Annotated in this window: 27 protein-coding genes; 15 read left to right on the forward strand and 12 right to left on the reverse strand. The window is 63.9% G+C overall.

Features of this window, described 5'->3' with window-relative positions; translation table 11 throughout:
* The first annotated feature begins 56 nt into the window (after positions 1 to 56).
* Positions 57 to 1,004, forward strand: a complete 948-nt coding sequence (locus MN188_RS09170) for a transcriptional regulator GcvA (RefSeq protein WP_242108306.1) — start codon at positions 57 to 59, stop codon at positions 1,002 to 1,004.
* A complete protein-coding gene (gene yddG / locus MN188_RS09175) occupies positions 1,001 to 1,876 on the forward strand; it encodes an aromatic amino acid exporter YddG (protein WP_242108308.1) in 876 nt (291 codons plus the stop codon). The genes MN188_RS09170 and yddG overlap by 4 nt, the downstream gene beginning before the upstream one ends.
* A 5-nt stretch (positions 1,877 to 1,881) precedes the next feature.
* Here the strand turns inward: yddG and MN188_RS09180 are convergent, their stop codons facing one another.
* From MN188_RS09180 to MN188_RS09190, 3 genes are all read right to left on the reverse strand, one after another.
* A complete protein-coding gene (locus tag MN188_RS09180; RefSeq protein WP_242108317.1) occupies positions 1,882 to 2,049 on the reverse strand; it encodes a DUF465 domain-containing protein in 168 nt (55 codons plus the stop codon).
* Positions 2,050 to 2,166: 117 nt separating this feature from the next.
* Positions 2,167 to 2,928, reverse strand: coding sequence for a tRNA1(Val) (adenine(37)-N6)-methyltransferase (locus MN188_RS09185; protein ID WP_242108318.1), 762 nt, complete (start codon positions 2,926 to 2,928; stop codon positions 2,167 to 2,169).
* Position 2,929: 1 nt separating this feature from the next.
* On the reverse strand, positions 2,930 to 3,145 hold the full coding sequence (locus MN188_RS09190) for a putative signal transducing protein (protein WP_242108322.1): 216 nt from the start codon (positions 3,143 to 3,145) through the stop codon (positions 2,930 to 2,932).
* A gap of 59 nt (positions 3,146 to 3,204) precedes the next feature.
* On the opposite strand from MN188_RS09190, the gene MN188_RS09195 reads away from it, so the two are divergent.
* Positions 3,205 to 4,221 carry a polyprenyl synthetase family protein gene (locus tag MN188_RS09195; protein ID WP_242108324.1) on the forward strand — a complete coding sequence of 339 codons (1,017 nt, stop codon included), beginning with the start codon at positions 3,205 to 3,207 and terminating at the stop codon, positions 4,219 to 4,221.
* Here MN188_RS09195 and MN188_RS09200 read toward each other — a convergent pair.
* The 4 genes from MN188_RS09200 to MN188_RS09215 form a co-directional block, all read right to left on the reverse strand.
* A complete protein-coding gene (locus MN188_RS09200) occupies positions 4,214 to 5,038 on the reverse strand; it encodes a 4-(cytidine 5'-diphospho)-2-C-methyl-D-erythritol kinase (protein WP_242108325.1) in 825 nt (274 codons plus the stop codon). The two genes, MN188_RS09195 and MN188_RS09200, sit on opposite strands and share 8 nt — an antisense overlap.
* Positions 5,035 to 6,741, reverse strand: coding sequence for a tetratricopeptide repeat protein (locus MN188_RS09205; RefSeq protein WP_242108328.1), 1,707 nt, complete (start codon positions 6,739 to 6,741; stop codon positions 5,035 to 5,037). The genes MN188_RS09200 and MN188_RS09205 overlap by 4 nt, the downstream gene beginning before the upstream one ends.
* A gap of 112 nt (positions 6,742 to 6,853) precedes the next feature.
* Positions 6,854 to 8,506, reverse strand: a complete 1,653-nt coding sequence (locus tag MN188_RS09210) for an electron transfer flavoprotein-ubiquinone oxidoreductase (RefSeq protein ID WP_242108330.1) — start codon at positions 8,504 to 8,506, stop codon at positions 6,854 to 6,856.
* Positions 8,507 to 8,603: 97 nt separating this feature from the next.
* Positions 8,604 to 9,560 carry a phosphatase PAP2 family protein gene (locus tag MN188_RS09215; protein WP_242108331.1) on the reverse strand — a complete coding sequence of 319 codons (957 nt, stop codon included), beginning with the start codon at positions 9,558 to 9,560 and terminating at the stop codon, positions 8,604 to 8,606.
* A gap of 149 nt (positions 9,561 to 9,709) precedes the next feature.
* Here MN188_RS09215 and greA point away from each other — a divergent pair, with 149 nt between their 5' ends.
* Both greA and MN188_RS09225 read left to right on the forward strand, forming a co-directional pair.
* On the forward strand, positions 9,710 to 10,180 hold the full coding sequence (gene greA / locus MN188_RS09220; protein ID WP_242108333.1) for a transcription elongation factor GreA: 471 nt from the start codon (positions 9,710 to 9,712) through the stop codon (positions 10,178 to 10,180).
* 23 nt (positions 10,181 to 10,203) lie between these two features.
* On the forward strand, positions 10,204 to 11,241 hold the full coding sequence (locus MN188_RS09225) for a hypothetical protein (protein ID WP_242108335.1): 1,038 nt from the start codon (positions 10,204 to 10,206) through the stop codon (positions 11,239 to 11,241).
* A 38-nt stretch (positions 11,242 to 11,279) separates the two neighbouring features.
* On the opposite strand, the gene MN188_RS09230 is transcribed toward MN188_RS09225, so the two are convergent.
* Positions 11,280 to 11,855 carry a YqgE/AlgH family protein gene (locus MN188_RS09230; protein ID WP_242108337.1) on the reverse strand — a complete coding sequence of 192 codons (576 nt, stop codon included), beginning with the start codon at positions 11,853 to 11,855 and terminating at the stop codon, positions 11,280 to 11,282.
* A gap of 168 nt (positions 11,856 to 12,023) precedes the next feature.
* On the opposite strand from MN188_RS09230, the gene MN188_RS09235 reads away from it, so the two are divergent.
* A complete protein-coding gene (locus MN188_RS09235; protein ID WP_242108339.1) occupies positions 12,024 to 12,848 on the forward strand; it encodes a protein-disulfide reductase DsbD domain-containing protein in 825 nt (274 codons plus the stop codon).
* Positions 12,849 to 12,907: 59 nt separating this feature from the next.
* Here MN188_RS09235 and MN188_RS09240 read toward each other — a convergent pair whose 3' ends face one another.
* Complete coding sequence (locus MN188_RS09240; RefSeq protein WP_242108341.1) at positions 12,908 to 13,864, reverse strand: L-threonylcarbamoyladenylate synthase; 957 nt, start codon at positions 13,862 to 13,864, stop codon at positions 12,908 to 12,910.
* An 86-nt stretch (positions 13,865 to 13,950) separates the two neighbouring features.
* Here MN188_RS09240 and MN188_RS09245 point away from each other — a divergent pair, with 86 nt between their 5' ends.
* The 5 genes from MN188_RS09245 to MN188_RS09265 all read left to right on the forward strand — a co-directional run bounded on the left by MN188_RS09245 (position 13,951) and on the right by MN188_RS09265 (position 18,063).
* Complete coding sequence (locus tag MN188_RS09245; protein WP_242108343.1) at positions 13,951 to 15,672, forward strand: acyl-CoA dehydrogenase; 1,722 nt, start codon at positions 13,951 to 13,953, stop codon at positions 15,670 to 15,672.
* On the forward strand, positions 15,669 to 16,703 hold the full coding sequence (locus MN188_RS09250) for an MBL fold metallo-hydrolase (protein WP_242108345.1): 1,035 nt from the start codon (positions 15,669 to 15,671) through the stop codon (positions 16,701 to 16,703). The genes MN188_RS09245 and MN188_RS09250 overlap by 4 nt, the downstream gene beginning before the upstream one ends.
* Before the next feature lie 3 nt (positions 16,704 to 16,706).
* Positions 16,707 to 17,177, forward strand: coding sequence for a DUF6173 family protein (locus MN188_RS09255; RefSeq protein ID WP_242108348.1), 471 nt, complete (start codon positions 16,707 to 16,709; stop codon positions 17,175 to 17,177).
* A gap of 110 nt (positions 17,178 to 17,287) precedes the next feature.
* The gene (locus MN188_RS09260; protein WP_242108350.1) at positions 17,288 to 17,422 is read left to right on the forward strand and encodes an aa3-type cytochrome c oxidase subunit IV; all 135 of its coding nucleotides are present in this window, start codon (positions 17,288 to 17,290) and stop codon (positions 17,420 to 17,422) included.
* Between the two features lie 29 nt (positions 17,423 to 17,451).
* Entirely contained in the window at positions 17,452 to 18,063 is a 612-nt protein-coding gene (locus MN188_RS09265; RefSeq protein ID WP_242108352.1) for a hypothetical protein, read from the forward strand.
* Between the two features lie 77 nt (positions 18,064 to 18,140).
* On the opposite strand, the gene MN188_RS09270 is transcribed toward MN188_RS09265, so the two are convergent.
* The gene (locus tag MN188_RS09270; RefSeq protein WP_420838976.1) at positions 18,141 to 18,464 is read right to left on the reverse strand and encodes an AzlD domain-containing protein; all 324 of its coding nucleotides are present in this window, start codon (positions 18,462 to 18,464) and stop codon (positions 18,141 to 18,143) included.
* A 2-nt stretch (positions 18,465 to 18,466) separates the two neighbouring features.
* Positions 18,467 to 19,180, reverse strand: coding sequence for an AzlC family ABC transporter permease (locus MN188_RS09275; protein ID WP_242108356.1), 714 nt, complete (start codon positions 19,178 to 19,180; stop codon positions 18,467 to 18,469).
* Between the two features lie 49 nt (positions 19,181 to 19,229).
* Here MN188_RS09275 and MN188_RS09280 point away from each other — a divergent pair, with 49 nt between their 5' ends.
* The 4 genes from MN188_RS09280 to MN188_RS09295 are packed head-to-tail and all read left to right on the forward strand — an operon-like array spanning position 19,230 to position 22,997.
* Complete coding sequence (locus MN188_RS09280) at positions 19,230 to 20,105, forward strand: formate dehydrogenase accessory sulfurtransferase FdhD (protein ID WP_242108358.1); 876 nt, start codon at positions 19,230 to 19,232, stop codon at positions 20,103 to 20,105.
* Positions 20,102 to 20,614 carry a hypothetical protein gene (locus tag MN188_RS09285; RefSeq protein ID WP_242108360.1) on the forward strand — a complete coding sequence of 171 codons (513 nt, stop codon included), beginning with the start codon at positions 20,102 to 20,104 and terminating at the stop codon, positions 20,612 to 20,614. Before MN188_RS09280 ends, MN188_RS09285 begins: the two co-directional genes overlap by 4 nt.
* The gene (gene mobA, locus MN188_RS09290; RefSeq protein WP_242108362.1) at positions 20,611 to 21,231 is read left to right on the forward strand and encodes a molybdenum cofactor guanylyltransferase MobA; all 621 of its coding nucleotides are present in this window, start codon (positions 20,611 to 20,613) and stop codon (positions 21,229 to 21,231) included. Before MN188_RS09285 ends, mobA begins: the two co-directional genes overlap by 4 nt.
* Positions 21,228 to 22,997, forward strand: coding sequence for a bifunctional molybdopterin-guanine dinucleotide biosynthesis adaptor protein MobB/molybdopterin molybdotransferase MoeA (locus MN188_RS09295; RefSeq protein ID WP_242108364.1), 1,770 nt, complete (start codon positions 21,228 to 21,230; stop codon positions 22,995 to 22,997). The genes mobA and MN188_RS09295 overlap by 4 nt, the downstream gene beginning before the upstream one ends.
* Here the strand turns inward: MN188_RS09295 and MN188_RS09300 are convergent, their stop codons facing one another.
* Positions 22,998 to 26,348, reverse strand: a complete 3,351-nt coding sequence (locus MN188_RS09300; protein WP_242108371.1) for an efflux RND transporter permease subunit — start codon at positions 26,346 to 26,348, stop codon at positions 22,998 to 23,000.
* Positions 26,349 to 26,351: the final 3 nt, after the last annotated feature.

A 26,351-nucleotide genomic window follows, 5' to 3' on the forward strand; every position in this document is an offset into this window, starting at 1 on the left:
GAGAACGGCGACAAACGAGACTTTTCCATCCGTCACTTAAGTGATACTTAAGTGTAATGTCCGATCGCCTTCCCCCTTTGACCGCCTTGCGCGCCTTTGATGCCGCCGCGCGTCACATGTCGTTTCAGGATGCGGCCGCCGAGCTGTCGGTGACCCCTGCGGCGCTATCTTTCCAAATCAAATCCTTGGAGACCCATTTGGGGGAGCCGCTGTTTCACCGCCTGAACCGGGCGGTGGAGTTGACCGAGGCGGGTCGCGCCCTGGCTCCGGGTGCGAAAGAGGGGTTCGAAACCCTTACCGCTGCCTGGCGCGCCGCGCTCAGGCTGCAGGACAACCGGACGCTGACCGTCACGGCCGGGCCGGCCTTCACAGCGAAATGGCTGGCACCCCGGCTGTATGAATTCGCCCGATTGCACCCGGATGTCGACCTGCGCTTTACCGCCTCGCTGCGCCTGATGGATTTCGCGCGGGACGAGATCGACGTGGCGATCCGTTTTGGCTATGGCCCCGATACGGGGCTGTTTTCGCAGCCCTTGCGCCGCGACTGGGTGACACCGGTCATGACGCCAGCCCTAGCCAAGCGGTTTCCCACTCCGGAAAGCCTGAAACAGGCGCCGATCCTGTTCGATAGCTCGATCGATTTTCTGGACCCGCCGTGCGATTGGCCGACCTGGTTTCGCGCCGTCGGAATCGACTTCACTCCGACCCACGGTCCCCGGTTCTCGCAAGCGGACCACGCCGTTGATGCCGCGCTGTCCGGGGCGGGTGTGGTCCTTGGGCGGCGCTCCATCGTCGTGACCGCGCTGGCCGAAGGCATTCTGGTCGCGCCCTACAAGATCGCGCTGCAAAGCAAGGCGCAATTCCGGTTTCTGTGCCAGAAGGGCGCCGAGGACCGCCCTCAGATCAAGGCGTTTCGAGATTGGATTATGGATGAGATCGAAAAGACCGCTTTTGTTTCTGAAGCCCTGACCATCATTCCTGTTGAAGAGGTTCCCGTCACATGACCCGCCTGCACGCCACCGGCATCGGCTTCGTCGCTGTTCTTTTGTGGGCCTTGTTGGCCCTGTTCACCGTGGGGTCGGCCCCGGTCCCGCCCTTCCAGTTGAACGCCATATGCTTTGCCATTGGCGGGGGCATCGGACTGATCTGGACCGGGATGACAGGCGGGTTCGGCGTGCTGCGCGGGGTGCCATTTCGGGTCTATGCCTTCGGCACCGCAGGCCTGTTCGGATACCATTTCCTGTATTTCAGCGCCCTGCGTATGGCGCCTGCGGCCGAGGCCGGGTTGATCGCCTATCTCTGGCCGCTGCTGATTGTGCTGCTGTCAGGGCTGTTGCCCGGCGAACACCTGCGCAAAGGCCACGTGATCGGCGCACTGATCAGTTTCGCAGGTGCGGCCGTGATCGTGCTGGGCGGGGCGTCGGGATTCGATGCCTCGGCCCTGCCGGGCTTTGCCCTGGCCGCGCTGTGCGCCCTGACCTGGAGCGGGTATTCTGTGCTGTCACGCCGTTTGGGCTCAACACCCACCGCATCCGTCGCCGTGTTCTGCCTGGCCAGTGCTGCACTATCTACGCTGGCGCATCTCGCGTTGGAGGATACGATCTGGCCCGCTACGCGCCTGGGCTGGGCCGCGATCCTGGGCCTTGGACTGGGCCCGGTCGGGCTGGCTTTCTATGTCTGGGATGTGGGGGTGAAGCGGGGCGATATCCAGCTTCTGGGCGTTGCCAGCTATGGCGCGCCGCTTCTGTCGACGCTTGCGCTGATCCTTGCCGGGGTGGCGGCGCCCAGTTGGAGCCTGCTTTTGGCTGCCGGTCTGATCACCGGCGGTGCCGTGCTGGCCGCGCGCGCAAGTGCGGCCGCCAGCACAATTGGTTGACCCGATCAGGCGTCGGTCAGACGCTCGATCTCTTCCTTGAGCTTGAGCTTCTGCTTTTTCAGTTCAGAGATTTCGCTGTCGCTGCTGCCCGGGGCGCGTTGCGCCTCTTCGACCTGCGTGGACAGAGCTTCGTGTTTCTCACGCAGCGCTTCCAGATGCGAATTCATGCTCATGGCTTTCCTCCTGTTTGAATGCACTTCAGTGCACCACAAAACGAAGCCGTTGTCACGACCCCGTTCGGGCAAACTGATCGCCCCAGCGTCGCACCAACATGCTTAACAATGGGTGAATCACCACAGCGGAAGGGCGGCACCGTCGCGCAGGATCGCGCTGACTTCGGGGCGGTAACTTTCGCGGTCGCCCACGTGTTCCACCCCGTCATGCAGGATCAGAGGTGTGGCCAGGCGAAACGCCCCGCGCCCACCCTTACGGGCCTGGACCAGGACCAGCCCAGCGGCCCGACCTTCGCGCGGGCACAACGGTTTGACCAGAACCGACCCAAGGCGATCGTCCATCGCCCCCAGGATTTCCGGCAGACGCTCTGCCTTCTGGATCATGGTCAGGAAACCTTTCGGTTTCAGGCGCTTGGTCGCCGTGTCGACCCAGTCGACCAACGGTGTGCCCTCGCCCAGCGCGGCCTCACGCCCCGGATTGGCGGCGGCAGTGCCCCGATCACGCAGGTGATAGGGCGGGTTCATGATGACGTGGTCAAAGTTTTCTTCGCGCAGCGCGCCCGGCAGGGCGGTCAGGTCGCAATTGTGAACCTCAAAACCGACGTTGTTTTCGAAGGCGTTCTTTTCCGCAAGGTCGGCATATTCCGTCTGCCGTTCAACGCCGACAAGCCGCAGACCCGGCACGCGGCGCCCCAGGCACAGCGCCGCGGCGCCAACGCCGCAGCCGATGTCCAGCACGCTTTGGCCGTTGTGGGCCGTGATCGAGGCAGCCAGGAACACGGGATCAACGCCTGCGCGATACCCGTCGCGGGGTTGAAGCAGCATAACGTCGCCCCCCAGAAACTTGTCTGCGGTCACCGCGTTGCGCGCAACGCCCATGCTATCCCTCCCAGTCAACGTCATTGTCGCGCAATATGGCGCGGGCTCGAAACAGATCCTTGTCGCGAACCATAAGGCGGCGGGGTAAAATGCCTATTGATCCCTCAAGCGTGCTCATATGGACGTCCATCGGAAAGCAGGGTATATCCTCCCCCTCAAGAAGAGCGGTGACAAATGGGATGAGTATCGGGTTCGTAGTGCGCAGAAGCTCTTTCATGTTCAAAGACTTAAGGGCAAACCCCCGGGTTTGTCGAGAGGGATGACGGCCCAAAGCCGATGGATGACGGGAAGGTGAAAATGCTGGACGAAGCAGCAACCAAGCCGCACGAACGCCTTGGGGCGTATCTGGCGAATGACATGGAAACCGTGAATCACCTGATTCGCGAACGTATGGCATCAAAACACGCACCGCGCATTCCCGAGGTGACCGCACATCTGGTCGAGGCCGGTGGCAAGCGCCTGCGCCCGATGCTGACGCTCGCCGCCGCGCGGATGTGCGGCTATGACGGGCCGTATCATGTGCATTTGGCGGCGACGGTTGAATTCATTCACACTGCGACACTGCTTCACGACGACGTGGTTGACGAAAGCGGACAGCGGCGTGGGCGACCCACGGCGAACCTGCTTTGGGACAACAAGTCCAGCGTTCTGGTGGGGGACTACCTGTTTTCGCGGTCGTTCCAGTTGATGGTCGAAACCGGCTCGATCCGGGTTCTGGACATCCTGGCCAATGCCTCGGCCACGATTGCCGAAGGCGAAGTGCTGCAACTGACCGCAGCGCAGGATCTGGCCACGACCGAAGCGATCTATCTGCAAGTGGTGCGCGGCAAGACCGCCGCGCTGTTTGCCGCCGCGACCGAGGTTGGTGGTGTGATCGCGGGCGTCGACGAAGACATGGTGCAGGCGCTCAATGCCTATGGCGATGCCCTGGGGATCAGTTTCCAGATCGTCGATGACCTGCTGGATTACTGGGGCGGGGATGCGACCGGCAAGAACATCGGCGACGATTTCCGCGAACGGAAGCTGACCTTGCCGCTGATCAAGGCGGTGGCGGCGGGCGACGCGGGCGAACGCGCTTTCTGGGCCCGCACGATCGAAAAAGGCGAACAGAACGACTGCGATCTGGACCACGCGCTGGAGCTGTTGAACAAGCATGGCGCATTGGAGGCAACGCGTCTTGAGGCGCTGGCCTGGGCCGACAAGGCAAAAACCGCGTTGGACGTCCTGCCCGACCATCCAATCCGTCAGATGCTAAGCGAGATTGCCGATTACGTCGTGGCGCGCGTCAACTGAGCGTCGCGGGCTGCACCCACCAGTCCGGCTGAGCCGAGGCCAGCGCGGCGGCGGCCGCATCGGCCTGTGCGCGGATGTCGAACAGGGCAAAGCAGGTTGCGCCTGATCCAGACATGCGGGCGATGCGGGCGTCGGGCAATGCCCCAAGCGCCTGAAGGCAGTCCCCGATCACCGGTGCGCGGGCAATGGCTGGCGCCTCAAGGTCGTTGCGTTGTGCGGCCAGCCACTTCACGAAGGCGGGCAGTTTCATGCCTTGCGGCAGCCGCTTTTGCATCGGCCTGTTCTGCTTTGTTTCCAGTGCCTTGAACACCTCTGGTGTTGGCACGTCCACGCCCGGATTGGCCAGCACCGCATGCAACACCGGCAGGCCGGGTGCTGGTTCAACAATCTCTCCGATCCCCGACATGCGTGCGGCTTGGCGCATCAGGCAGACGCGGGTATCGGCGCCCAAGGCGGTCACGTCCGGTAGCCGCGTATCCCCCGTCATCTCGGCCAGCGCAAGCACGGTCGCGGCCGCGTCCGACGACCCGCCGCCGATCCCGGCCGCGGTTGGCAGGTGTTTGGACAGCACGATGCGCACGGGCTGATCAAACAGCGCGGCAGCCTTCAGGACAAGGTTGGTGCCATCCGTAGGCACGCCGTCGGCTTTTGGCCCGGTGACCTCCAGCGTCGTCTGCCCGGCGGGCATCAGGGTGATCCGGTCGCCCACATCGGCGAACACGACCAGCGAATCCAGCAGGTGATAGCCGTCCGCGCGCTGTCCGGTGACGTGAAGGGTCAGGTTCACCTTGGCCGGGGCAAAGGTCTTGAGGATCATTCGACCGCGTGCAGGGGCTCGGCCCCCTCTTCGTCCAGCACAACGTCCAGCCCGACCTCCAACTTGCGGCGGATACGGTCGGGCTTCACCTCATCCAGGTCGCTGTCATCGGTGATGAAGGACAGGGCGCGCGACCATTGGAACTCGGCTTCACGGTGACGGCCAACGGCCCAGTAGGTATCGCCCAGGTGGTCGTTGACCACCGGGTCCACCGGCATCAACTCAACCGCGCGCTCCATCTGGTCCACCGCTTCGTCGTAGCGACCCAAGCGGTAGTAAACCCAACCCAGGCTGTCGGTGATATAGCCGTCATTGGGACGCCCGGCGACCGCACGTTCGATCATGCCCAGCGCCTCGTCCAGGTTGGTCTGCATCTCGACAAAGGAATAGCCGAGGTAGTTCAGGACATTCGGCTGGTCCGGACTCAGCTCCAGCGCATAGCGAAAATCAGCCTCGGCGGCGGGCCAGTTCTTTTCGCGCTCAAGGCAGATCGCGCGGGCGAAATAGACAACCCATTGCGACGCCACCGGTGCCTCATACAATGCGATGGCCGCGTCATAGGCCGGGATCGCTTCGGCAAAACGATCCTCGAACCTGAGCGCGTCACCCAACGCCACATGGATCGCGGCCAATTCGGGATAGGCCTTGGTCAGGGCGCGCAGTTCCCCGATCGCTTCGTCCACTCGACCCATCCGCCGCAGCGCGTCGGACTGACCCAGCGCAGCCTGGGGATAGGCGCTGTGGTCCGGCGGCACGCTGTCATAAGCGGCTACGGCAAGCTCATAGCGCTCCATGCTTTCCAGCAGGCGGGCTGACAGAAGCGTCGCACCTACCGTGTCGCTGTCCAGAAACTCCGCCAGCCGGGCGTAAAGCAGCACCACGGTCGGGTCTGCTTCGGCGGCCAGGGTGTCAGCAACCTTGAACACGACCTGGGCGATGGCCTCGCGCGGCGATGTCAGGGCATCGAAGACTTGTGGTTTGCCCGCCGACAATTCCGCCCGCATGGTGACAAGCGTCGGATCGGTCGTGTTCGGGGCAACCTTGTCCAGCATTTCGACCGCGTCCGGGCTGCGCTCAAGCTGGCTCAGAACCTGTGCGTAGGCGATGATCCCTGTGCGATCCATCTGCAACCGGCCTTCGTCGCCGGAAAACAGCCGGGCCGCGTTTTCATGATCGCCCGCCATCGCATAGGCCATCGCCTGATGGTATCGCGCCATGCCACCGGTGCCGGGTTCGTCGCCCAGCGCCTCAAAGGCATCGAAGGCCTTGTCGACCTGCCCAACGCCAAACTGCGACCATACCGCGATCATGTCGTCCATCAGCCCGCCAACCGAGGTTCCGCCCGCCTGAAGTTCCTGCACACGGGCCCAATCTTCGCGTTTTACCGCGTCGGCCAGAAGGACCAGCCCGGCCACCTGGCTGTCCGGCATCAACTGCACCATGCGTCGTGCAACCGGGAGCGCGGTGTCGAAATCTCCAAGACCAAGATAGGCGATCAGCAGCCCCTCCATGATGTCCACGTTTTCGGGGTCCTGGGCCAGGGTGCGGGTGCCGTATTCAACCACCGCACGGTAGTCGCTGGCATAGTCGGCCTGGCGTGCGGCCAAGTACGACCCCGCCGAGCTGTCGGCGGCCAACGGCAGCGCGGTGGACAGAAGCACCGCAAGGGCGGTCAGGGATCGGAGGGGGCGGATCAGGGACAAGGCGGCTCGCTCACATCAAAGGTGTTTGGCTGAAACCTAGGCGCCCCGTCGCCGCAACGCAATGCGGGGCGCCCAATCGGACGCCCCGCATGTGATGATTTCTGCGTGAGGATCACATGTTCGGGTAGTTCGGCCCGTCGCCGCCCTGCGGGACCGTCCAGGTGATGTTCTGGCTGGGGTCCTTGATGTCGCAGGTCTTGCAATGCACGCAATTCTGGAAGTTCACCACGAAACGCGGGTCTTTGCCCTCTTCCTCGACCACCTCATAGACACCAGCCGGGCAATAGCGCTGCGCGGGTTCCGCGAACCTCGGAAGGTTCACGCTGATCGGCACGTTCGGGTCGATCAGTTTCAGGTGGCAAGGCTGGCTTTCCTCATGGTTGGTGGCCGCAAAGCTCACGTTGGTCAGCCGGTCGAAGGACAGGGTGCCATCCGGTTTCGGGTAATCGATCGGCTTGTGCTTCGACGCCTCTTCGGTGGCCTGCGCGTCGTTCTTGCCGTGCTTCACGGTGCCGAATGGCGAAAAGCCCAGAAGCGACTGGACCCACATGTCGAAACCGCCCAGGGCCAGGCTGGGCAGCATGCCGAACTTGGACCACAGCGGTTTCACGTTGCGCACCTTTTTCAGGTCCTTGGCAACGGCGCCCGTGCGCAGTTCCTCTTCGTATTCCACCAGGTCGTCGCCGGACCGCTCGGCCTTGATCGCCTTCGCGGCAGCCTCGGCGGCAGCAATGCCCGACAACATGGCGTTGTGGTTGCCCTTGATGCGCGGCACGTTGACCAGGCCGACCGAGCAACCCAAAAGGGCGCCGCCGGGGAACGAGGCCTTGGGCATCGACTGATAGCCGCCTTCGCTGATCGCCCGCGCGCCGTAAGCGACGCGTTTGCCGCCCTCAAGCAGCTTGGCAATCTCAGGGTGATGCTTGAAGCGCTGGAATTCCATATAGGGATACAGGTGCGGGTTCTTGTAGTTCAGGTGAACCACGAAGCCGACGAACACCTGGTTGTTTTCCAGGTGATAGATGAAGCTGCCGCCACCGGCGTTCTTGCCCAGGGGCCAGCCCATCGTGTGGGTCACGGTGCCTTCGCGGTGCTTGTCCGGGCTGATCTCCCAGATTTCCTTCATCCCCAGGCCGAATTTCTGCACATCACGACCCGCTTGCAGGTCGTATTTGGCGATGATTTCCTTGGCCAACGACCCGCGCACGCCTTCGGAAATGAACACGTATTTACCGTGCAACTCCATGCCCGGTTCGGTGTTCTCACCATAGGATCCATCAGGCTCCAGCCCAAAAACCCCGGCGACGACGCCTTTGACTTCGCCGTTGTCGCCATACACCAGTTCCGAGCACGCCATGCCGGGGAAGATCTCCACGCCCAGCGCTTCGGCCTGTTCGGCCATCCAGCGGGTGACGTTGGCCATCGACACGATGTACTTGCCGTGGTTGTTCATCAGGGGCGGCATCGGCCAGTTCGGCACGCGTATGTGGCCCGCCGGGCCAAGCAGAAGGAAGTTGTCGCGCTTCACTTCGGTTTTGATCGGTGCGCCCTTGTCCTTCCAATCCGGGATCAGAGCGTCCAGACCGCAGGTGTCCAGCACCGCGCCGGACAGGATGTGGGCCCCCACTTCCGAGCCCTTTTCCAGCACGACGACCTGAAGGTCTTCATCCAGCTGCTTCAAACGGATCGCTGCGGACAGGCCAGCCGGCCCCGCGCCCACGATGACCACATCGTATTCCATCGACTCGCGTTCAATCTCGCTCATGATCTGTCCCCTGGTAGGTCACTTTTGCAAGATCGTTAGCTTTTGGGTCAGGCCGGGTCAATCGCCGTGAAACGTCGCAGGGCCGTTCCGCCGCGTCCTATCGCGATTTTTCCGGAATGTTTGCGCTGACAGGACGTTTTCGCATGGCGATCCACAGCGCCACGACCAACAGAATCGACGCATAGCCGTCCACCGCGTAATGCCAGCCCAGATAGACCGACAGGAACTGGAACGTGGCGACAAGAGCGATGCCGGGGATCACCATCAGACGATGGCGCTCGAACAGATACAAGGCGAATACTGTGACCATGCCGACATGAACCGACGGAAAGGCGGAAATGCCCGACCCGGCCTCCTGCGCGCTGGATTGAAAGGCGCGCCACAGTTTCGTCTGCGTGCGCCCGATCGCGCTGTCGGTGATGCCTGCAGCATCCAGCGCCGGGGGGAGCGCCGTGAACAGGTCGGGGTCGAACAGACGGTCGAAATAGACCGGGCCCGCGGACAAAAACGCCAGCGCAAGAAGATTGCCCAGCCCGATCCAGGCAAAGGCATAGAGCCAGATGAACCGGTTGATCCGCGTCTGATCGCCATCGAACAGGATCAGCAGCACCGGCAGATACATCGCTGGCACAAGCCAGGCAGCCATGTAGATGCGATCGGCGGTGGCGATGCTGATCCGCTCGGCAAAGCCATGCGTCCAGACCCAGGGATCCGCCCCCAGATGCAGCACCCGGTCCAGCGCCGCAAACATCGGATCGGCCCAGAACGGCCAGATGAACGGCATTGTCGTTTTCAGCATGGTGAAAACCAGAAAAAACGCGGTGCACAGGATCACCGCAAGAAACGCGCGCGGCAGGCGGCCCAGCAGGTCACGCTTGGGGGCCAACAGGAACATGCCGACGAAGGCGGGCACGACCCACCAGGCAAGGTGCAGGAAAAAGCCGATGGATTGCGGCAGGGCGCGGGCGATCTCGGCGATCAGAACCACCGGGTTGTCCCGAAACAGCGCCACCACGGCACCGCCAGCCAGCAGGTAGACCGCTGTCAGCCGCATCAACAATTGCATTGCAAACCACTCGATTTTGCTTTTCTTTTGACGAAACCTAGCGCCTTCGCGGCGCTTTGCCCATTGAATATGCCAATTGGGGGTCGAAAGCGGGGAAACCTGTTGCCGGGCCTCCGCAGATGTGAACAAAGGTTCTCATGGACAAGATACCGATGACCCGCGCGGGGAACGACGCGCTGAATAACGAGTTGAAGACGCTGAAGTCGGTGGAACGCCCCGCCGTCATCAAGGCGATTGCCGAGGCGCGCGAACATGGCGACCTGTCGGAAAACGCCGAATACCACGCGGCGCGGGAAAAGCAGAGCTTCATCGAAGGCCGTGTGAAAGAACTGGAAGGAATTCTGGGTCTGGCGCAGGTGATCGACCCGACAACCCTGTCGGGCACGGTGAAGTTCGGCGCAACGCTGACCCTGGTCGATGAAGATACCGATGAAGAAAAGATCTATCAGATCGTGGGCGAACCCGAGGCCGACATCGAAGCCGGCAAGCTGAACATCAAGTCGCCGCTGGCGCGGGCGATGATCGGCAAGGAAGAAGGCGACAGTGTCGAGGTCCGCACACCGGGTGGCGAAAAGGCCTATGAGATCCTGAAGATCGACTTTATCTGAGCGCAGATGCGCGAGGACGTGACATGAGCGAACCCAAACAGGAACCTGCCGTCGACCTGGGCGTCTATGGCAAAGGGGCCGGCGAACCGAGGCTTGGCCCGGGCGAAATGATCGCGCTGGCGCTGTCGGCCGTGTGGCTGGTGGGCTGCGCGGTGTTTTTCCTGGTGCTGGGCGATGGCGACGGCACAGGCACCGGTGTGGTGGCCGACCCGTTGCGCCTGGTGATGACCGCGCTGGCGATCTTCATGCCGGTGGCGATCATCTGGGTGGCCACCGCCGCGACCCGATCCGCCCGCATCATGCGCGAAGAAAGCGCCCGGCTTCATGCCACGATTGAGGCAATGCGCCACACCTACCTGCAACAACAGCAGGCTGGCGGGGTCAAACCTTCCACGGTCGAAAAGAAGCTTGAGGAGATCGCGCAGGCCCAGAAGCAGACCGAGACAGCAATCGCCACTTTCACCTCGATCCGCCCACCGTCGCCGACGCAAATGTCGACCCATACGGCGATTGCCAGCGATTTGGACACGTCGGACGCCATCGACCAGGGATCACTGGCGCTGGGAACCCCCGCCGAAGCGCTGTCGCAACCGCTGTCGGTCGAGGATTTCATCCGCGCCATGCATTTCCCCGAAAACGCCGAGGATGCAGAAGGCTTCCGTGCGCTGCGCCGGGCGCTGCAGGACCGCCAGGTCTCTGGCCTGGTGCAGGCCGCCCAAGACGTGCTGACGCTGCTCTCTCAGGATGGCATCTATATGGACGACCTGCGCCCCGACCGCGCGCGCCCCGAAATCTGGCGCCAATTCGCGGCCGGTGAACGCGGTCGGGCAATTGCACCGCTTGGTGGCGTGCGGGATCGATCTTCACTGGCGCTGTCGGCCGGGCGGATGCGCAAAGATCCGATCTTTCGTGACGCCGTGCACCATTTCTTGCGCAAGTTCGACCAGACTTTTTCGGGTTTCGAAAAGAACGCGACTGATCAGGAAATCGCCGCAATGAGCGACACCCGCACCGCGCGTGCCTTCATGCTGCTTGGCCGCGTGACGGGCACCTTCGACTGACTCCAGCTGGATTTCGCCCCTGCCAAGTGATCGCGAAGCTAGGCCCGCCCGCCTTCCGCCGACAGCATCAACGGGTCGATCCCAAGCTTGGCCAAGGCGGCGGACCATTTACCACCCACATCGGCGGCAAAAACGATGGCTTGGTCCGCATCGCAAATCAGCCAGGCATTTTGCTGCAATTCGCCCTCCAACTGCCCCGGTCCCCAACCGGCATAGCCAAGAGCCGCAAGCGTGGCCGAAGGTCCTTTGCCGCATGCTATGTCTTCCAGGACATCGCGGGTGGCGGTCATCGAAAAGGTCTCATCGACCTTCAACGTTGCCTCGTTGCCCGGATAGTCGCCAGAATGCAGCACGAAGCCGCGGCCGGTTTCCACCGGGCCGCCGAAGTAGATTTTCGCCTTTGGTGTCTGTTCCCCCCCGTCGATGCCGAGCTGTTCCAGCAGGTCTTCCAGTGCAATATCCTGCGCGGGTTTGTTGACGATCAGCCCCATCGCGCCGTCGTCGGAATGAGCGCAGAGATAGACCACGGATTTGTCGAACCGTGGGTCGCTCATGCCCGGCATGGCGATCAGAAGCTTGCCGCTAAGGTCAGTATTCGTGGGGGTCAGGGTCATGCAATCAAAATGGGGTCAAGCGGCCCTGAATGGCAAGAGGGCGTGACATCTTGCACCGGGAGTGGCGTGGAAACGCCTGTAGCGTTTGGACGACGGAGGTCTAGCTCTCGCGTCATAGTGAGCGAAAAGTGATTTCCCATCGACGACGGGGTGCCTATGTATCAGGGCATGACCCATTTGATACGCTTCCTCATGGCGGCCATTCTGGCGCTGACCATAGCCCCCACCGCCCAGGCGGGCGACATGGGCTATGCCCCGGACAAGGTCGCGCAGGTCGATGTTCTGCCCGGTTGGCGCCTGCCAGACGGCACGCACATGGCCGCAATCCGTATTCGCCTTGCCGAGGGGTGGAAAACGTACTGGCGCGCGCCGGGTGACGCGGGGATTCCGCCGGCCTTTGACTGGTCCGGGTCGCGCAATCTGGGTGCGGTTGCGTTCCAGTGGCCCACGCCGCAAGTGTTCGAAACCAACGGCATGCGCACGATTGGCTATAGCCATGAGTTGGTGTTGCCAGCGCGTCTGACACCGCTGCGTGCAGAGGACCCGATCAGCTTGAAGGGACGCCTGGCGATGGGTGTCTGCCGCGACGTCTGCATGCCGATGCAGACGCGGTTGAAAGCGACACTGCCAGTTGTCACGACCCCCGACGCGATGATCGAACGCGCCCTGGCACAACGCCCGGACACCGCGCGCGAGGCCGGTTTGCGATCCGCGACCTGCCGAATTGACCCGATCGCGGATGGCTTGCGTCTGACCACCCGCCTGACCCTGCCGCGCCTAGGCCGCGAAGAGGTGGTCGTGATGGAGCTTCCCGACCCTGCGATCTGGGTTTCCGAGGCCAACGTCACACGGTCTGGCGACACCCTCGTCGCAACATCAGAGATGGTCGCGCCGGATGCGAAACCGTTCCTGCTCAGCCGCGACAGCCTGCGCTTCACTCTACTCTCAAACGGCCGTGCCGTGGATATACGCGGCTGCGCGCCCGCCAAGTGACCCAATCAGGTCGCGACAGGCCGAGCGCAGGGGCCTGTCGAAAAAGGCGGGACCCGAGGTCAGACGCGTGGCGCAGCAGCCCGGCGCAAACGGTCATTGATGGCGCGGCCCAACCCGTGATCGGGCACAGGTGACACGGCGATGGGCGCGTCCCCCCCGGCGTCCAGCGTGTGCAGGTGGCGAAACAGGTTCGCCGCCGCTTCGACAAGGTCCCCGGACGGCGACAGGTTCAAATCTGCCTCAACCGCGCCGAACCCCAGCAGTCTTTCACCCGGCCGTGCGCGGTCTGCATTCAGGCGCATCGCCGCCGTGGGCGCATAATGCGAGGCAAGCTGCCCGGGCGCGGTCACGCCGTCGCCTTGGGCGTGGACAGACAGCGGCGCGCCAAGACAGGCGGTGATCGCTTCGACAGGCAAGCCGCCCGCACGCAGCAACACGGGATGGGGAGCAAAGCCCACGATGGTGCTTTCGACGCCAACACCGCAGGTGCCGCCGTCCAGCACCGCCTCGATCCGTCCGGAAAGGCCCGCCATCACATGGTCCGCCTGTGTCGGGCTGATTCGGCCCGAAGGGTTGGCCGAGGGTGCGGCGACCGGCACGCCTGCCCGGGTCAACAGGTTTTGCGCCAGCGGATGTTCCGGCACGCGCAGCGCGACAGTCGCCAGGCCAGCCGACACCAGCGGCGACAGCCCGGCATCTTCCTTGAGGGGCAAGACCAGGGTCAGCGGACCCGGCCAGAAGGCTCCGGCCAGACGCTCAGCCTGATCATCGAACACCGCCAGCGCACGGGCGGCCTCAAGTGTAGGCACGTGTACGATCAGTGGGTTGAAGCTGGGCCGCCCTTTGGCCTCATAGATCCGCGCCACCGCCACGTCGTCGCGCGCATTGGCACCAAGGCCATAGACGGTCTCGGTCGGGAAGGACACCAGACCGCCTGCGTTCAGCAGGGTGGCCGCGCGGGCTATGCCGGCATCATCCGCCTGCAACAGCTCGGTTTGCATGATCTTCGCCGTCATGACGCCGCGTTTTCCTTTGAGTGCTGGTGTTCCTTCGGTATGGGACACCTAAAGGCACCCGCCACAATTGCCAAGAAGGACCGCCCATGCCGTATCGCGCCAACACAGATGATTTCCGCTTTCTGTTCGACCACATCGTCGGCTTTGATCAGCTGACCCAGACCAAGAAGTTTGCCGAGGCGACTCCGGACATGGTCACCGCGATCCTGACCGAGGCGGGCAAGATGTGCGAAGAGGTTCTGGCCCCGCTGAACCGGGGTGGCGACCTGCAGGGTGCGGTGCTGGAAAATGGTGTCGTGCGCACCTCGCCGGGCTTTGCCGAGGGCTACCAGGCGATTGCCGAAGGCGGCTGGATCGGCATGGCGGCGGACCCTGAGCATGGCGGCATGGGCCTTCCTCTGACGCTGCAAACCGCAGTAAACGACATGATGTCGGCCTCGTGCCTGTCGCTGCAACTGAACCCGCTGATGACACAGGGCCAGATCGAAGCGCTGGAGAACCACGCCTCGGACGATCTGAAGGCGTTGTATCTGCCCAAGCTGATCTCGGGCGAATGGGCTGGCACGATGAACCTGACCGAACCGCAAGCCGGGTCGGACGTGGGCGCGCTGTCCTCCAAGGCCGTCGACAATGGTGACGGCACTTTTGCCGTGACCGGTCAGAAGATCTTCATCTCCTGGGGCGACAGTGACATCACCGAAAACGTCTGCCACCTGGTGCTGGCACGCCTGCCGGACGGTGTGGCCGGAACCAAGGGAATTTCGCTGTTCCTGGTGCCGAAACTGATCCCGGACGCGGATGGTAATCCTGGTGAGCGCAACTCCCTGCGCGTCGTCAGCCTGGAGCACAAGCTGGGTCTGCATGGCAGCCCCACCGCCGTGATGTCCTTTGAGGGCGCGACCGGCTGGCTGGTTGGCGAGCCGCACAAGGGCATGGCCGCCATGTTCACGATGATGAACAACGCCCGCCTGGGTGTGGGCGTGCAGGGCTATGGCACCGGCGAACGCGCCTATCAAAAGGCGCTGGCTTACGCGATGGAGCGCAAGCAGGGCCGCACGCCGCTGGGCGACGCGGGCGAAGGCACGATCGTGGATTTCGCCGACGTGCGCCGGATGCTGACCACGATGAAGGCCGAATTGTTCGCTGCCCGCGCCATTGCCATGTCGCTGGCCGTGGCGATCGACATGGGCCACGCAACCGGCGACGCGGACTGGAAATCCCGCGCGGCGTTCCTGACACCGATCTGCAAAGCCTATGGCACCGACATCGGCAACGAGGTCGCGCAGATGGGCATCCAGGTGCACGGCGGCATGGGCTTCATCGAAGAAACAGGTGCCGCGCAATTTGCCCGCGACGTGCGCGTGACCGCGATCTACGAAGGCACCAATGGCATTCAGGCGATGGACCTTGTGGGCCGCAAACTGATGGACGGCGGCGAAGCCGCCTTCCGCATCCTGGAAGAGGTCGAGACCGGCGCCGAGGCCGCGCGGGCACAGTTTCCGAACATGTCCGAAGCGGTCTGGTCGGCAGCCGAAACCCTGCGCGAAAGCACCGAATGGATGGTGGCGCAAGGCGACATGCAGGACCGCGCGGCAGGTGCCGTGCCCTTCTTGCGCGCCTTCGCCCGCGTGCTGGGCGCGCATCTGCACTTGAAGGCCGCAATTGCCGAAGGCGGCACCGGGCCGCGCACAGAGCTTGCCCGCTTCCACATCGCCCGCCTGCTGCCCGAACACACCTCGCTTTTGGCCCAGGCACGGGCGGGGGCCGCAGGGCTTTACGCCCTGTCGGTCGAGGACCTGGCGGTTTGAGCGCGCCGCTTTCGTTTCCGTTCCCCGACGCGCCCGGCGAAGGTGAAGCTGTCCAGATCGCAGACGGCGTGCTTTGGCTGCGGCTGCCACTTCCGATGAAGCTGGATCACGTCAACGTCTACGCCTTCGAGGACGCGGATGGCTGGACCATCGTCGACACCGGGTTCGACACCTCGCGCACGCGGCGCATCTGGGACACGTTGCTGGCCGGGCCGCTGGGCGGCAAGCCCATCGCGCGGGTCGTGGTGACGCATCACCACCCCGATCACGTCGGCCTTGCCGGCATGTTTCAGCGCGACCATGGCGCCGAGCTGATCACGACCCGTACCGCCTGGCTGTTTTCGCGCATGTTGCTGTTGGACGAACAGATGGTGCCGGTGGACGAAACCCTGGCCTATTGGCGCGCGGCGGGAATGGACCCCGAGGTCTATGAAAAAAGGCGCACGGAGCGTCCGTTCAACTATGCCGACATCGTCGCCGACATGCCGCTGGGATTTCGCCGCATCAAGGAAGGCAGCGTGATTCGCTTTGGTGGCCGCGACTGGGACGTGCGCATCGGCAATGGCCACGCGCCCGAACACGCAACACTCTGGTCGCGCGATTGTGACCTGGTGATCGGGGGCGACCAGCTTCTGGCGACGATCAGCCCGAACCTGGGCGTCTATGCCACCGAACCCGAGGCTGACCCGGTAGGCGATTGGCTGGACAGCTGCGAAACGCTGGCGCCGCACGCGCGCGACACCCACCTTGTTCTGCCGGGTCACAAGCTGCCGTTCACCGGTTTGCCGACCCGGATGAGACAGCTGATCCAGAACCACCACCACGCGCTTGAGCGGCTTGAGGCCTTTCTGGAAACACCGCACACGGCGGGCGATTGTTTCCCGCCACTGTTCAAGCGCAAGATCGGCGAAGGCGAATACGGGCTTGCGCTGGTCGAAGCGGTCGGGCACGTCAATCACCTGTACCATCAGGGCCGCATCACGCGGACCCGGCGCGACGATGGCGCCTGGTTGTGGCAGACAAAGGGGTGAGACATGGCGGCAAAGGCTAAAAAGGCAGACAAGGCGAAGAAAGCCAAGAAACCGGCGAAACCACCACGCTCGCGCTCGGCCCATTGCGACGAAGCCGCGCCGCTGACGGCCGAGCAGAAACCCCTGCCCGCCGCCATGGCCGATACCCCGATCGAAGACAAAAGCCCGGCGGAATGGGCTTATGAACGATTGATCCTTTACATCCAGAACTTCGAAGAACAGCTGGACAACGAGCACGAGGTGGCGATGGGCTTCACCGGTGGGGACGCCGGTGTGCTGCGCATCGAAGGGATCGGCTTTTTCGACCCGGACATCGTGACCTTCTATGGCACCGACGAAACCGAGGCACCGATGCAGCTGATCCAGCACGTCAGCCAATTGTCGGTCATGCTGCGCGCGCTGCCGAAGGAACCCGAAGCCAGCGCGCCGACCCGGATCGGCTTTCGCCTGGCTGCCGACCTCGAAAAGGGCTGAGGCCACCGACCCGCTTCACACCTGCGACATCCGGGCGCATCTGAGGGTGACAGGCGCGTGCAAATCGTCTAATGCAGGACGAAAGACCAATTCAGCAAGGAATACACAAGATGGCAGACCACGAAATCGGTTCGATGGACACCCGGGTTCAGGAAAAGACCTATGAAGGGTTCATCAAGTTCACCACCCGTTCGGTGATCGCGATCATCGTGTTTTTTGTGTTTTTGGCCCTCGTCGGCGCCTGATCCGACGATCCGAACAGTGGGGTGAGGCCGTGTTGCGTCGTTTTCTGGGACCTGTCCTTCTTCTTCTGACCCTCGCGGGCTGCGCGGGGGACAATGAATGGGCGTCGGATGACCTGGTGGCGCGGGCCAGATACGTGCATGACGGCCCGCCGATGATCACGCTGTTCACCGTGATCAACAATAAAAGCGACGGTGGCGCGCATTCGGCCCTGATGATCAACGGATCGCAACGCGTGCTGTTCGACCCGGCCGGCACCTGGCATCACCCGCACCTGCCGGAACGCCATGACGTGCACTACGGCATCACCGACCCTGCGGTCTATTTCTACATCGACTATCATTCGCGCGTGACCTACCGCACGATCCGCCAGGATCTTGTGGTCAGCCCGGAAGTGGCGGAAATGGCGCTGCGCATGGTCCAGGAAAACGGGTCGGTGAACAAAGCGATGTGCACAACCACCGTGTCGCGCATGCTGCGGCAGCTGCCTGTGCCGGGGTTCGAAACCCTGCCGCAAACCCTGTGGCCTAACAAGTTGTCGGATGCGTTTCGCGAATTGCCGGGTGTGGTCGAAGAAGTCACCTATGACGACGACCCGGAAGAAAACGGTTATATCCTGGCCCGGGGCATCGCGCCGCTCTGATCTGGCCTGATCCAGCGGGGTGCGCGGAACGCGCACACAGGTTTGGTTGATTTGGCGTCCAGCCGCCCCGTCGCATCTTATCCCAAAAGGTAAAGCAACCCGTAAAGTGTCGTGCCGCCGCACAGGATGGCGGCCAGCACGTTCTTGCTCAGATACCCCACCGCCAGCGTCACCGCCGCCGCCGACAGGCGCGCGGGGTCCAAATTGCCGCCGGTCGCATCAGGCCACAAGACCAGCGGCGCCACCAGCCCGGGAAGGACTGCGACCGGCGTATACCGAAGGTGGCGCAGCACCCATTCCGGCAGAGGCCGATCCCCGATCAGCCCCAGAAAACTGAAGCGGATCAGGAAGGTGCCAATGCCCAGCATCGCGATGATGAACCAGATCAGGCCCGTGCTCATGCTCATGCTGGCCTCCTGCGTGCCATGACTTGCTCCACTTGCGCGCCGACGATCATCGCGACCAGTGCCGCGGCCAGAAGGCCCGTGCCATAGGGCATCCAGAAGAAGGCCAGCGTCAGCACCACGGACGTCGCCGCCGCCGCAATATGCGCAAGGCTGCGCAGGGCCGGGGCAATCATCGCCAGAAACGTGATCGGCACCGCGAAATCCAGCGCGAACACCGGCGGGATCGCAGTGCCGACAAGCGCGCCGGCCAGGCTGGCCCCATACCAACCGGGGGCGACCGGCGACAGGACGCCTGCATAATAGGCCAGGCGTTCTGAAAGCGTCATCTGCGGCGAGGATTCGTATTTCGCGTGGCCCAGCGCATAGGATTGGTCGACCAGGAAATAGGCGATCAGCACACGCTGCCACGGCGTTGCCTGACCCAAATAAGGGGTGAGCGACGCGGAATACATCGCCATGCGCAGGTTGACCGCCAAGGCCGTGGCCAGGATGATCACCGTCGGCGCCTCGTCCACCATCAACTGCAGCGCGGTGAACTGTGCCGCGCCTGCGATGACCAGAACCGAGAATCCCATGACCTCGGCCACGTTCAACCCGGCCTCGGTCGCGACCACGCCGAACAGCAGCGCGAAGGGGATCACGACCAATATGAACGGCGCGCCGTCGCGCACGCCCTTCCAATAGACGGATTTGAGGTTGGACGTTGTCATGCCCCGGCCCTAAGTTGCTTTTGTTCCCCCTAGGGGCAAACGCGCGGAGATGCAATTGACCACCGACTACCTTATCGCCCCGGACCCCGGCGCCAGTGGCCTGACCCGTCGCGTGGCGGGCCATGATGAACATGGCCGCCCGGTCGACATCAGCGTGGTCGAGGAGCGCCCTTTGACGATCTACCTCAACAAACAGGAGATCGTGACGGCGATGACGATCGGGGATTACCCCGAATACCTGGCGCTTGGGTTTCTGAAAAACCAGGGCATGTTGTCGGGCATGGACGACGTGACCGGTGTGGATCACGACGATGACACCGGCACCGTTGTCGTGCGCACCGCGTCGCAGACCACCTATGAGGCGAAGCTGGAGCGGAAGACGCGCACCTCGGGCTGTGCGGTCGGCACCGTGTTTGGCGACATGATGGAAGGGCTGGAGGGGCTGACCCTGCCCCCGACCCCGGTGCGTGCCTCGTGGCTCTATGCCCTGGCGCACAAGATCAACACCACGCCGTCGCTGTACCTTGAAGCCGGCGCGATCCACGGCACGGTGCTGTGCCAGCAGGATCGCCCGTTGGTCTATATGGAGGACGTGGGGCGCCACAACGCGGTGGACAAGATCGCGGGCTGGATGCTGTCCGAGCGCGCGAACCCGGCGGACAAGATCCTCTATACGACTGGTCGCATGACCTCTGAGATGGTGATCAAGACCGCGCAGATGGGCATTCCTACGCTGGCCTCACGGTCGGGTTTTACTGCCTGGGGGGTCGAGATCGCCCGAGAGGTTGGGCTGACCCTGATCGGCCGCATGAAAGGCCAGCGTTTTGTCTGCCTGTCGGGCGAAGACCGCCTGATCCGCGACATCGACCCGGCCCATGCACCGGTCGAAGGGCGCAAGCACGCGCGCAAGGGGGAAGGCGGATGAGCTATGCGTTCGACACGCGATTGACCCGCAAGCAGATAGAGGTCGGGCTGAACGGATCTAGCCGGTTCATCGCCAAGCGCGGCGGAGCGGGGCTGTTTCCCCTGCTCACCCTTCTCAGCGCGACCCTGACCATCGCGGGCGCGCTTGCCGTGGTCTGGGTCGGGCATTTCCTGCTGACCGACACCCAACCCCTGCCCTTCCCGCTGATCCTGATCGGCACGGGGCTGGGCGTGGCGTTTGGCATCCTGAGCCAAAAGCTCACCCTCGCGGCAATGGCGCGCGGCACGATGGAGGGCAGCTGGCTGTCCGCCCCCGCCCGCTTCTCCGTGTCGTCCGAGGGCGTGCGCACACAAGGGTCCGGCGTCGACCTTTCGGCCACCTGGGCCAGCACCGACTGCATCGTGTTCCTGTCCACCGCCATGGTGTTCGTCCTGCCCAAATCCGACGTCGCAGACGTGCCCGCGTTCCTGGCGGACGTGCGGGCCTGGCACAAAACGGGTCAGTCATGAGACAGCCGCTGGGCGTCATTCTGGCTGGCGGTCAGGCCACCCGTATGGGCGGCGGCGACAAGACCCTTTTGCCGCTTGGCGATGGCACCTTGCTGTCCGCCGTGCGCGACCGGTTGGAGCCACAGGTGGCTGCGGTTGCCCTGAACGCGAACGGAAACCCGGACCGGTTCGGATCCGGCCTGCCGGTCATCGCTGACAGTATCGCGGGTTTCGCAGGTCCGCTTGCCGGTATCCTGACCGGGCTGGACTGGGCCGCTGATCAGGGCGCGGATCATATCGTGACCGCCGCCGGGGACACGCCGTTCTTTCCCTGCGATCTGGTCCCGCGCCTTCTTCTGGCCGCCGAGGAAGGCGGCACGCCGATCGCCCTGGCCGCCACCGAGGACGCCGTGCGCGGCCCGATGCGCCAGCCAACCTTCGGGTTGTGGCCGGTGGACCTGCGCGACGCCCTGCGCGACGCGCTTGCGCAGGGCACCCGCAAAGTCGTGGCCTTTACCGACCAGCACGGCGCGGCGCTGGCGGTTTGGCCTGACGCTCCGTTTGACCCATTTTTCAACGTCAACACACCGCAGGACCTGGCCCAGGCCACGGCACTTTTGAAGGGGGCCGCATCATGAAGACCTATGGCGTTATCGGCTGGAAGAACTCGGGCAAGACCGGGCTTGTCGTGCGGCTGGTCGAACATTTCACCGCCCGCGGGCTGGTCGTGTCGACGATCAAGAACAGCCACCACGGCGCCGATGTTGATCACGAAGGCACCGACAGTTTTCGCCACCGCCAGGCCGGTGCGCGTGAGGTTGTTCTGGCCTCCTCCGCGCGGGTGGCGCAGATGCATGAGCTGCGGGGCGAAGACAAACCGACCCTTGATGCGCTGGTGGCCCGGCTTGGCCCTTGCGACATCGTGCTGGTCGAAGGCTTCAAGACCGAAAGCCACCCCAAGATCGAAGCGCATCGGGGCGCAACCGGCAGCGATTTGATCGCGGCGGGTGATACCACGGTGACGGCAGTGGCCAGCGACCACCCGCTTGAGGACCTGACCCAGCCTGTGTTCGATCTGGACGATACCGCGGCGATCGCTGAGTTCATCCTGGAAGATCTGGGCCTGCTGCGCTCTGCCCCTGAAGGTGCCCCAACAGGCAGGCTCAAGAACGATTGTTTTGCCCTGCCTCCCGGCGTGGATTGGACGCCGGTGGATGAGGCGCGGGCGATGCTGCGCGACCGACTGTCGCCCGTCGTCGCGCACGAAGACATCCCGGTGATTGATTCAGCCGGGCGCATCCTGGCGCGCGACGCGATTGCGCTGCGCTCAAACCCGCCCGGCGCGAATTCTGCCGTGGATGGATATGGATTTGCGCACCATACGCTGTCGGATGGTGACCCTGTTCTGCCGCTGGTCGCCGGGCGATCCGCCGCCGGGGCACCGTTTGCCAGCACCGTGCCACCGGGCCACGCGGTGCGTATCCTGACCGGGGCGCTGGTGCCTGACGGGGTTGATACCGTGGTGCTGCAAGAGGACGTGACGCTCAGCGACGGCCAGATTGCTTTTGCTGCGGGCGCCAAAGCCGGCGCCAACACAAGGCGTGCGGGGGAAGACGTGGAGGCCGGGACCACCGCCCTGTCTGCCGGGCATCTTCTGCGTGCGCCCGACCTGGCGCTCCTGTCCGCCGTGGGTATTGCGCGGGTCACCGTGCATCGCCGGTTGCGGGTTGGTGTTCTGTCCACCGGGGATGAAATCGTGCCGCCGGGCCCCTCAGATAACCCCGCCCATACGTTCGACGCGAACCGCCCGATGCTGTTGGCACTGGCGGCGGGCTGGGGATATGAGGCTGTGGATCTGGGGCACCTGCCCGACGATCGTGACGCGATCCGGGGCGGGTTGAACGATGCCGCTGCGCGTGTGGATGTGCTTCTGACCTCGGGCGGTGCCTCGGCGGGGGAAGAGGACCACGTCTCGGCGCTGTTATCCGGCGAAGGCGATCTGACGACCTGGCGAATCGCGATCAAACCGGGGCGCCCTCTGGCACTGGCGCTATGGCAGGGTGTCCCGGTGTTCGGCCTGCCCGGAAACCCGGTTGCCGCCCTTGTCACCACGCTGATTTTTGCCCGCCCGTCCCTATCGGTACTGGCCGGCGGCGCCTGGTTGGAGCCGCAATCTTTCACCTTGCCCGCGGCATTTTCGAAGTCGAAAAAGCCCGGCCGCCGCGAATACCTGCGCGCGCGCATGACGGCAGATGGCCGGGTTGAGCGGTTCCGCTCAGAGGGCTCGGGCCTGATCTCGGGGCTCAGCTGGGCCGAGGGGTTGGTTGAACTGGGCGACGACGCGCAAGAGTTACGCGAAGGCGACCCGGTGCGCTTCCTGCCCTACGCGGGCTTCGCCATCTGATCAGGCCGGTTTGCGCCGCAGCCGCGCGACAATACCAACCGCAAGGAACGCTACAAGCGACAGGGCAAGCACCCCGCCCAGGAAGGTCGCGAAGGCCTGCATCAGGCCAGTTCCGTTCGTCAGCGCCACACCCATCGTCGCCGCAAACAGCCCTCCTGCCCCCAGCGCAACGGCCGCCACAACCCCGCGCGCCCAGCCCAGACGGTGGTCGCTGCGCAGCATCCGGCGCAGCGCTGTGATGCGCCGTCCAACATCCATCTGCACCGCCACAAGGGACGGCACGACCAGCAGAACCAGCACCAGCCCGAAGCCAAGGCCATAGACCAGCGTGATCACGGTGGGCTTGAGAAACTGCGCCTGGCTTGAGCCTTCGTACAGCAGTGGTGCCAGCCCCAGAACCGTGGTCAGCGTGGTCAGAAGAACCGGACGCAGCCGGTCTGCGGTGCCGTCGATGATGGCCGGGAGCAACCCGCGTTCACGCGCATATTCGTCGATCGTCGTCACCAGAACGATGCTGTCGTTGATGATGATTCCGGTCATCCCGATCAGCCCCACGACCGAAAACAGCGACAGCGGCACGCCCCATTGCATGTGGCCGTAGATTGCGCCGACCAACCCGAAGGGGATCACCGCCATCACAACCACGGGTCGGGTCCAGGATGAGAAGATCCAGCTAAGCGTCAGGTAGATGCCAATCAGCGTCAGGATCAGACCCATGCGCGCACCTGCCATGAATTCGTCCTGCTGCTCAGAGAGGCCAGAGATGCGGAACTCGACGCCGTGGTTCTGGCTGACCTCGGGCAAAATCTCGGTTTCGAGCGTGCGCTGGATCTCCTCCGCGCGCGCCGGATCGCTTTCGTCGATGTCGCCGGTCACGCTGACCAGGCGAATACCGTTTTCACGGCGCACGGTGGAAAACCCGGTGCGCGAGGTGACGGTGACAATATCGGCCAGCGCCACGTATTCACCCGCCCCGGTCCGCATCTGCACCCGCTCCAGGAAATCAGCGGTCAGCTCTCCATTGGGCAGCTCGACCCGGATCGCCGCCGACCGCATGCCGTCCGGATAGGTCGCGGCCTCGATCCCGTTCAGGCGGTTGCGCAGCACGCGGCCCAGCCCGTCGATGGTAAAGCCCAGCGCCTGCCCCTGCGGGGTCAGCTCCAGCACCAGCTCTTCCTTGTCATAGGCCAGGCTGTCCTCGACCGCCGAGACCTCAGGGTATTGCGATACCGCGACTTTCACCGCCTCAGCGGCCTGTTTCAGCGTGTCCGCCGAGGCGCCGAACAGCTCGACATCCAGCGCGTCACCGCCGGGGCCAAAGCGCCCGCCACGAAAGCTGATGACCTCAAGCAACGGATGGCGCGGCACCGCGTCCTGCAGGTCCGACACGAAGGTGAAAGACGAATAGGGGCGAAGGTCGGCGTCCAACAGTTCAACCGAAATCGACCCAAGCAGCTCGGGTTCTTTCGCCTCGACGCCGGACAGACCCCGGCCCGCCGATCCGCCAACCTCGGCGATGGCATAGACAACCGGGTTGGCGCCATGCTCGGCCTCATATTTCGCGCCGATATCCTCAACCGCCTGTTGCAGGATCTTCATCATCGCGGTCGTGTCGTCACGCGTGGCACCCGGGACCATCGCGAAATTGCCGGTCAGCGTGCCCTGTTCGGGCGCGTTGAAGAACCGGAACTGGATGTCGCCGCGAATGAAATGGCTGACTTGGAGCGCGAGGATCAGAACCGCGCCCGCCAGCACTGGGTAGCGCGCCCAGACCACCAACCGCATGAGCCCGCGAAACAGGTGGTCGCGCACCCAGCGAAAGCCCCGGTTCACCATGCGAGAGGGCCAATCGTACCAGTGTTCCTTGGCCGTGTGGGTCAGGGCATGGGACATGTGGTGCGGCAGGATAAGAAAGCATTCGACCAGCGACGCCAGAAGCACCACGATCACCGTGAAGGGAATGTCGGCAATCAGGTCTCCGAACCGTCCACCCACCGCAACAAGGCCGAAAAAGGCGATGACGGTGGTGATGGTGGCGGAAAAAACCGGGGGAAACATGCGCCGGGCGGCATTTTCCGAGGCGGTCACCGGGTCTTCGCCCAGACGCCGGGCGCGAAAATCGGCGTGTTCGCCAACGACTATGGCGTCATCCACCACGATGCCCAGCGTGATGATCAGCGCGAACAGGGAAATCATGTTGATGGTCAGCCCGGCGGCATACATCAGCGCCAGCGCGGACATCATCGCGACCGGAATGCCCGCCGCGACCCACAATGCCGTGCGGGCATTCAGGAAAAGAAACAACAGCAACAGCACCAGGCCCAGACCCTGAAGCCCGTTTTCCAACAGCATGTTCAGACGGGCGGTGATCAGCTCGGCGCGGGTGCGGATCAGCTCGATCTCGACCCCGGTGGGTAGGGTCAAAAGCATCTCGGCGGCGACCTCTTCGACCTGGGCCTGCATGTCGATCGCATCACCCTGGGCCGAGCGCGCCACGTTGATCGCCACCGCCGGGTTGTCGCCGACGAAATAGGCGCGGGCGCGGTCCACGCCTTCGACACGCACCTGGGCCACATCGCCGATGGTCAGTTTTGACCCATCCGGGTTCGAACGCAGAACGATGCCCTCGATCTGGTCGGCGGACCGTTTCGCCACACCGGTGCGCACCCGTGCGGCCCCCGAGGAAACGTCGCCCGCCGGGTCGGCGGCGGCCTCCTCGGCGATGGCGCCAGCGATCTGCTCCATTGTTACGTCGTTTCGGATCAGCGACAGGGACGGCACTTCGACGATGGTTTCAGGCGCCACCACGCCACGGATCGTGGTGCGGGTAACGCCTTGGGTGAACAGGCGGGCCACCATTTCGTCGGCGAAGCGGCCCAGCTGGTCCACCCCGACCGGGCCGGTGATCACCACGTCAGTGACTGGATCGCGCCAGGCGCCTCGACGCACGCGCGGGTCTTCAGCGTCGTCCGGCAGGTCCGACACCGCGTCGACCGCCACCTGCACGTCATCCGCCGCGCGCCCCATGTCCCAACCCGACTCGAACTCCAGCGTGATCGAGGCGCTGCCTTCGGACGAGCGCGCCGCGCTGCTTTCGACCCCCTCGACCGCCAGGAGTGTTGGCTCCATCACCTGCACGATGGCCGCATCCACGTCCTCGGCGCCCGCGCCCTGCCAGGCGACCGAAACGGTGACATTATCGATCACCACATCAGGGAAAAACTGCGCCCGCATGCGCGGAAACGCCAGCAGACCCGCCGCGATCATGAGCGCCAGCAGCAGGTTCGCTACCGTCGCGTGACGGGTAAAATAGGACAGAATGCCGTGCGGGTGAATCCGGGGCGCTTTCATCTG

It is taken from the genome of Aliiroseovarius subalbicans (assembly GCF_022678625.1).
GTDB lineage: Bacteria > Pseudomonadota > Alphaproteobacteria > Rhodobacterales > Rhodobacteraceae > Aliiroseovarius_A > Aliiroseovarius_A subalbicans.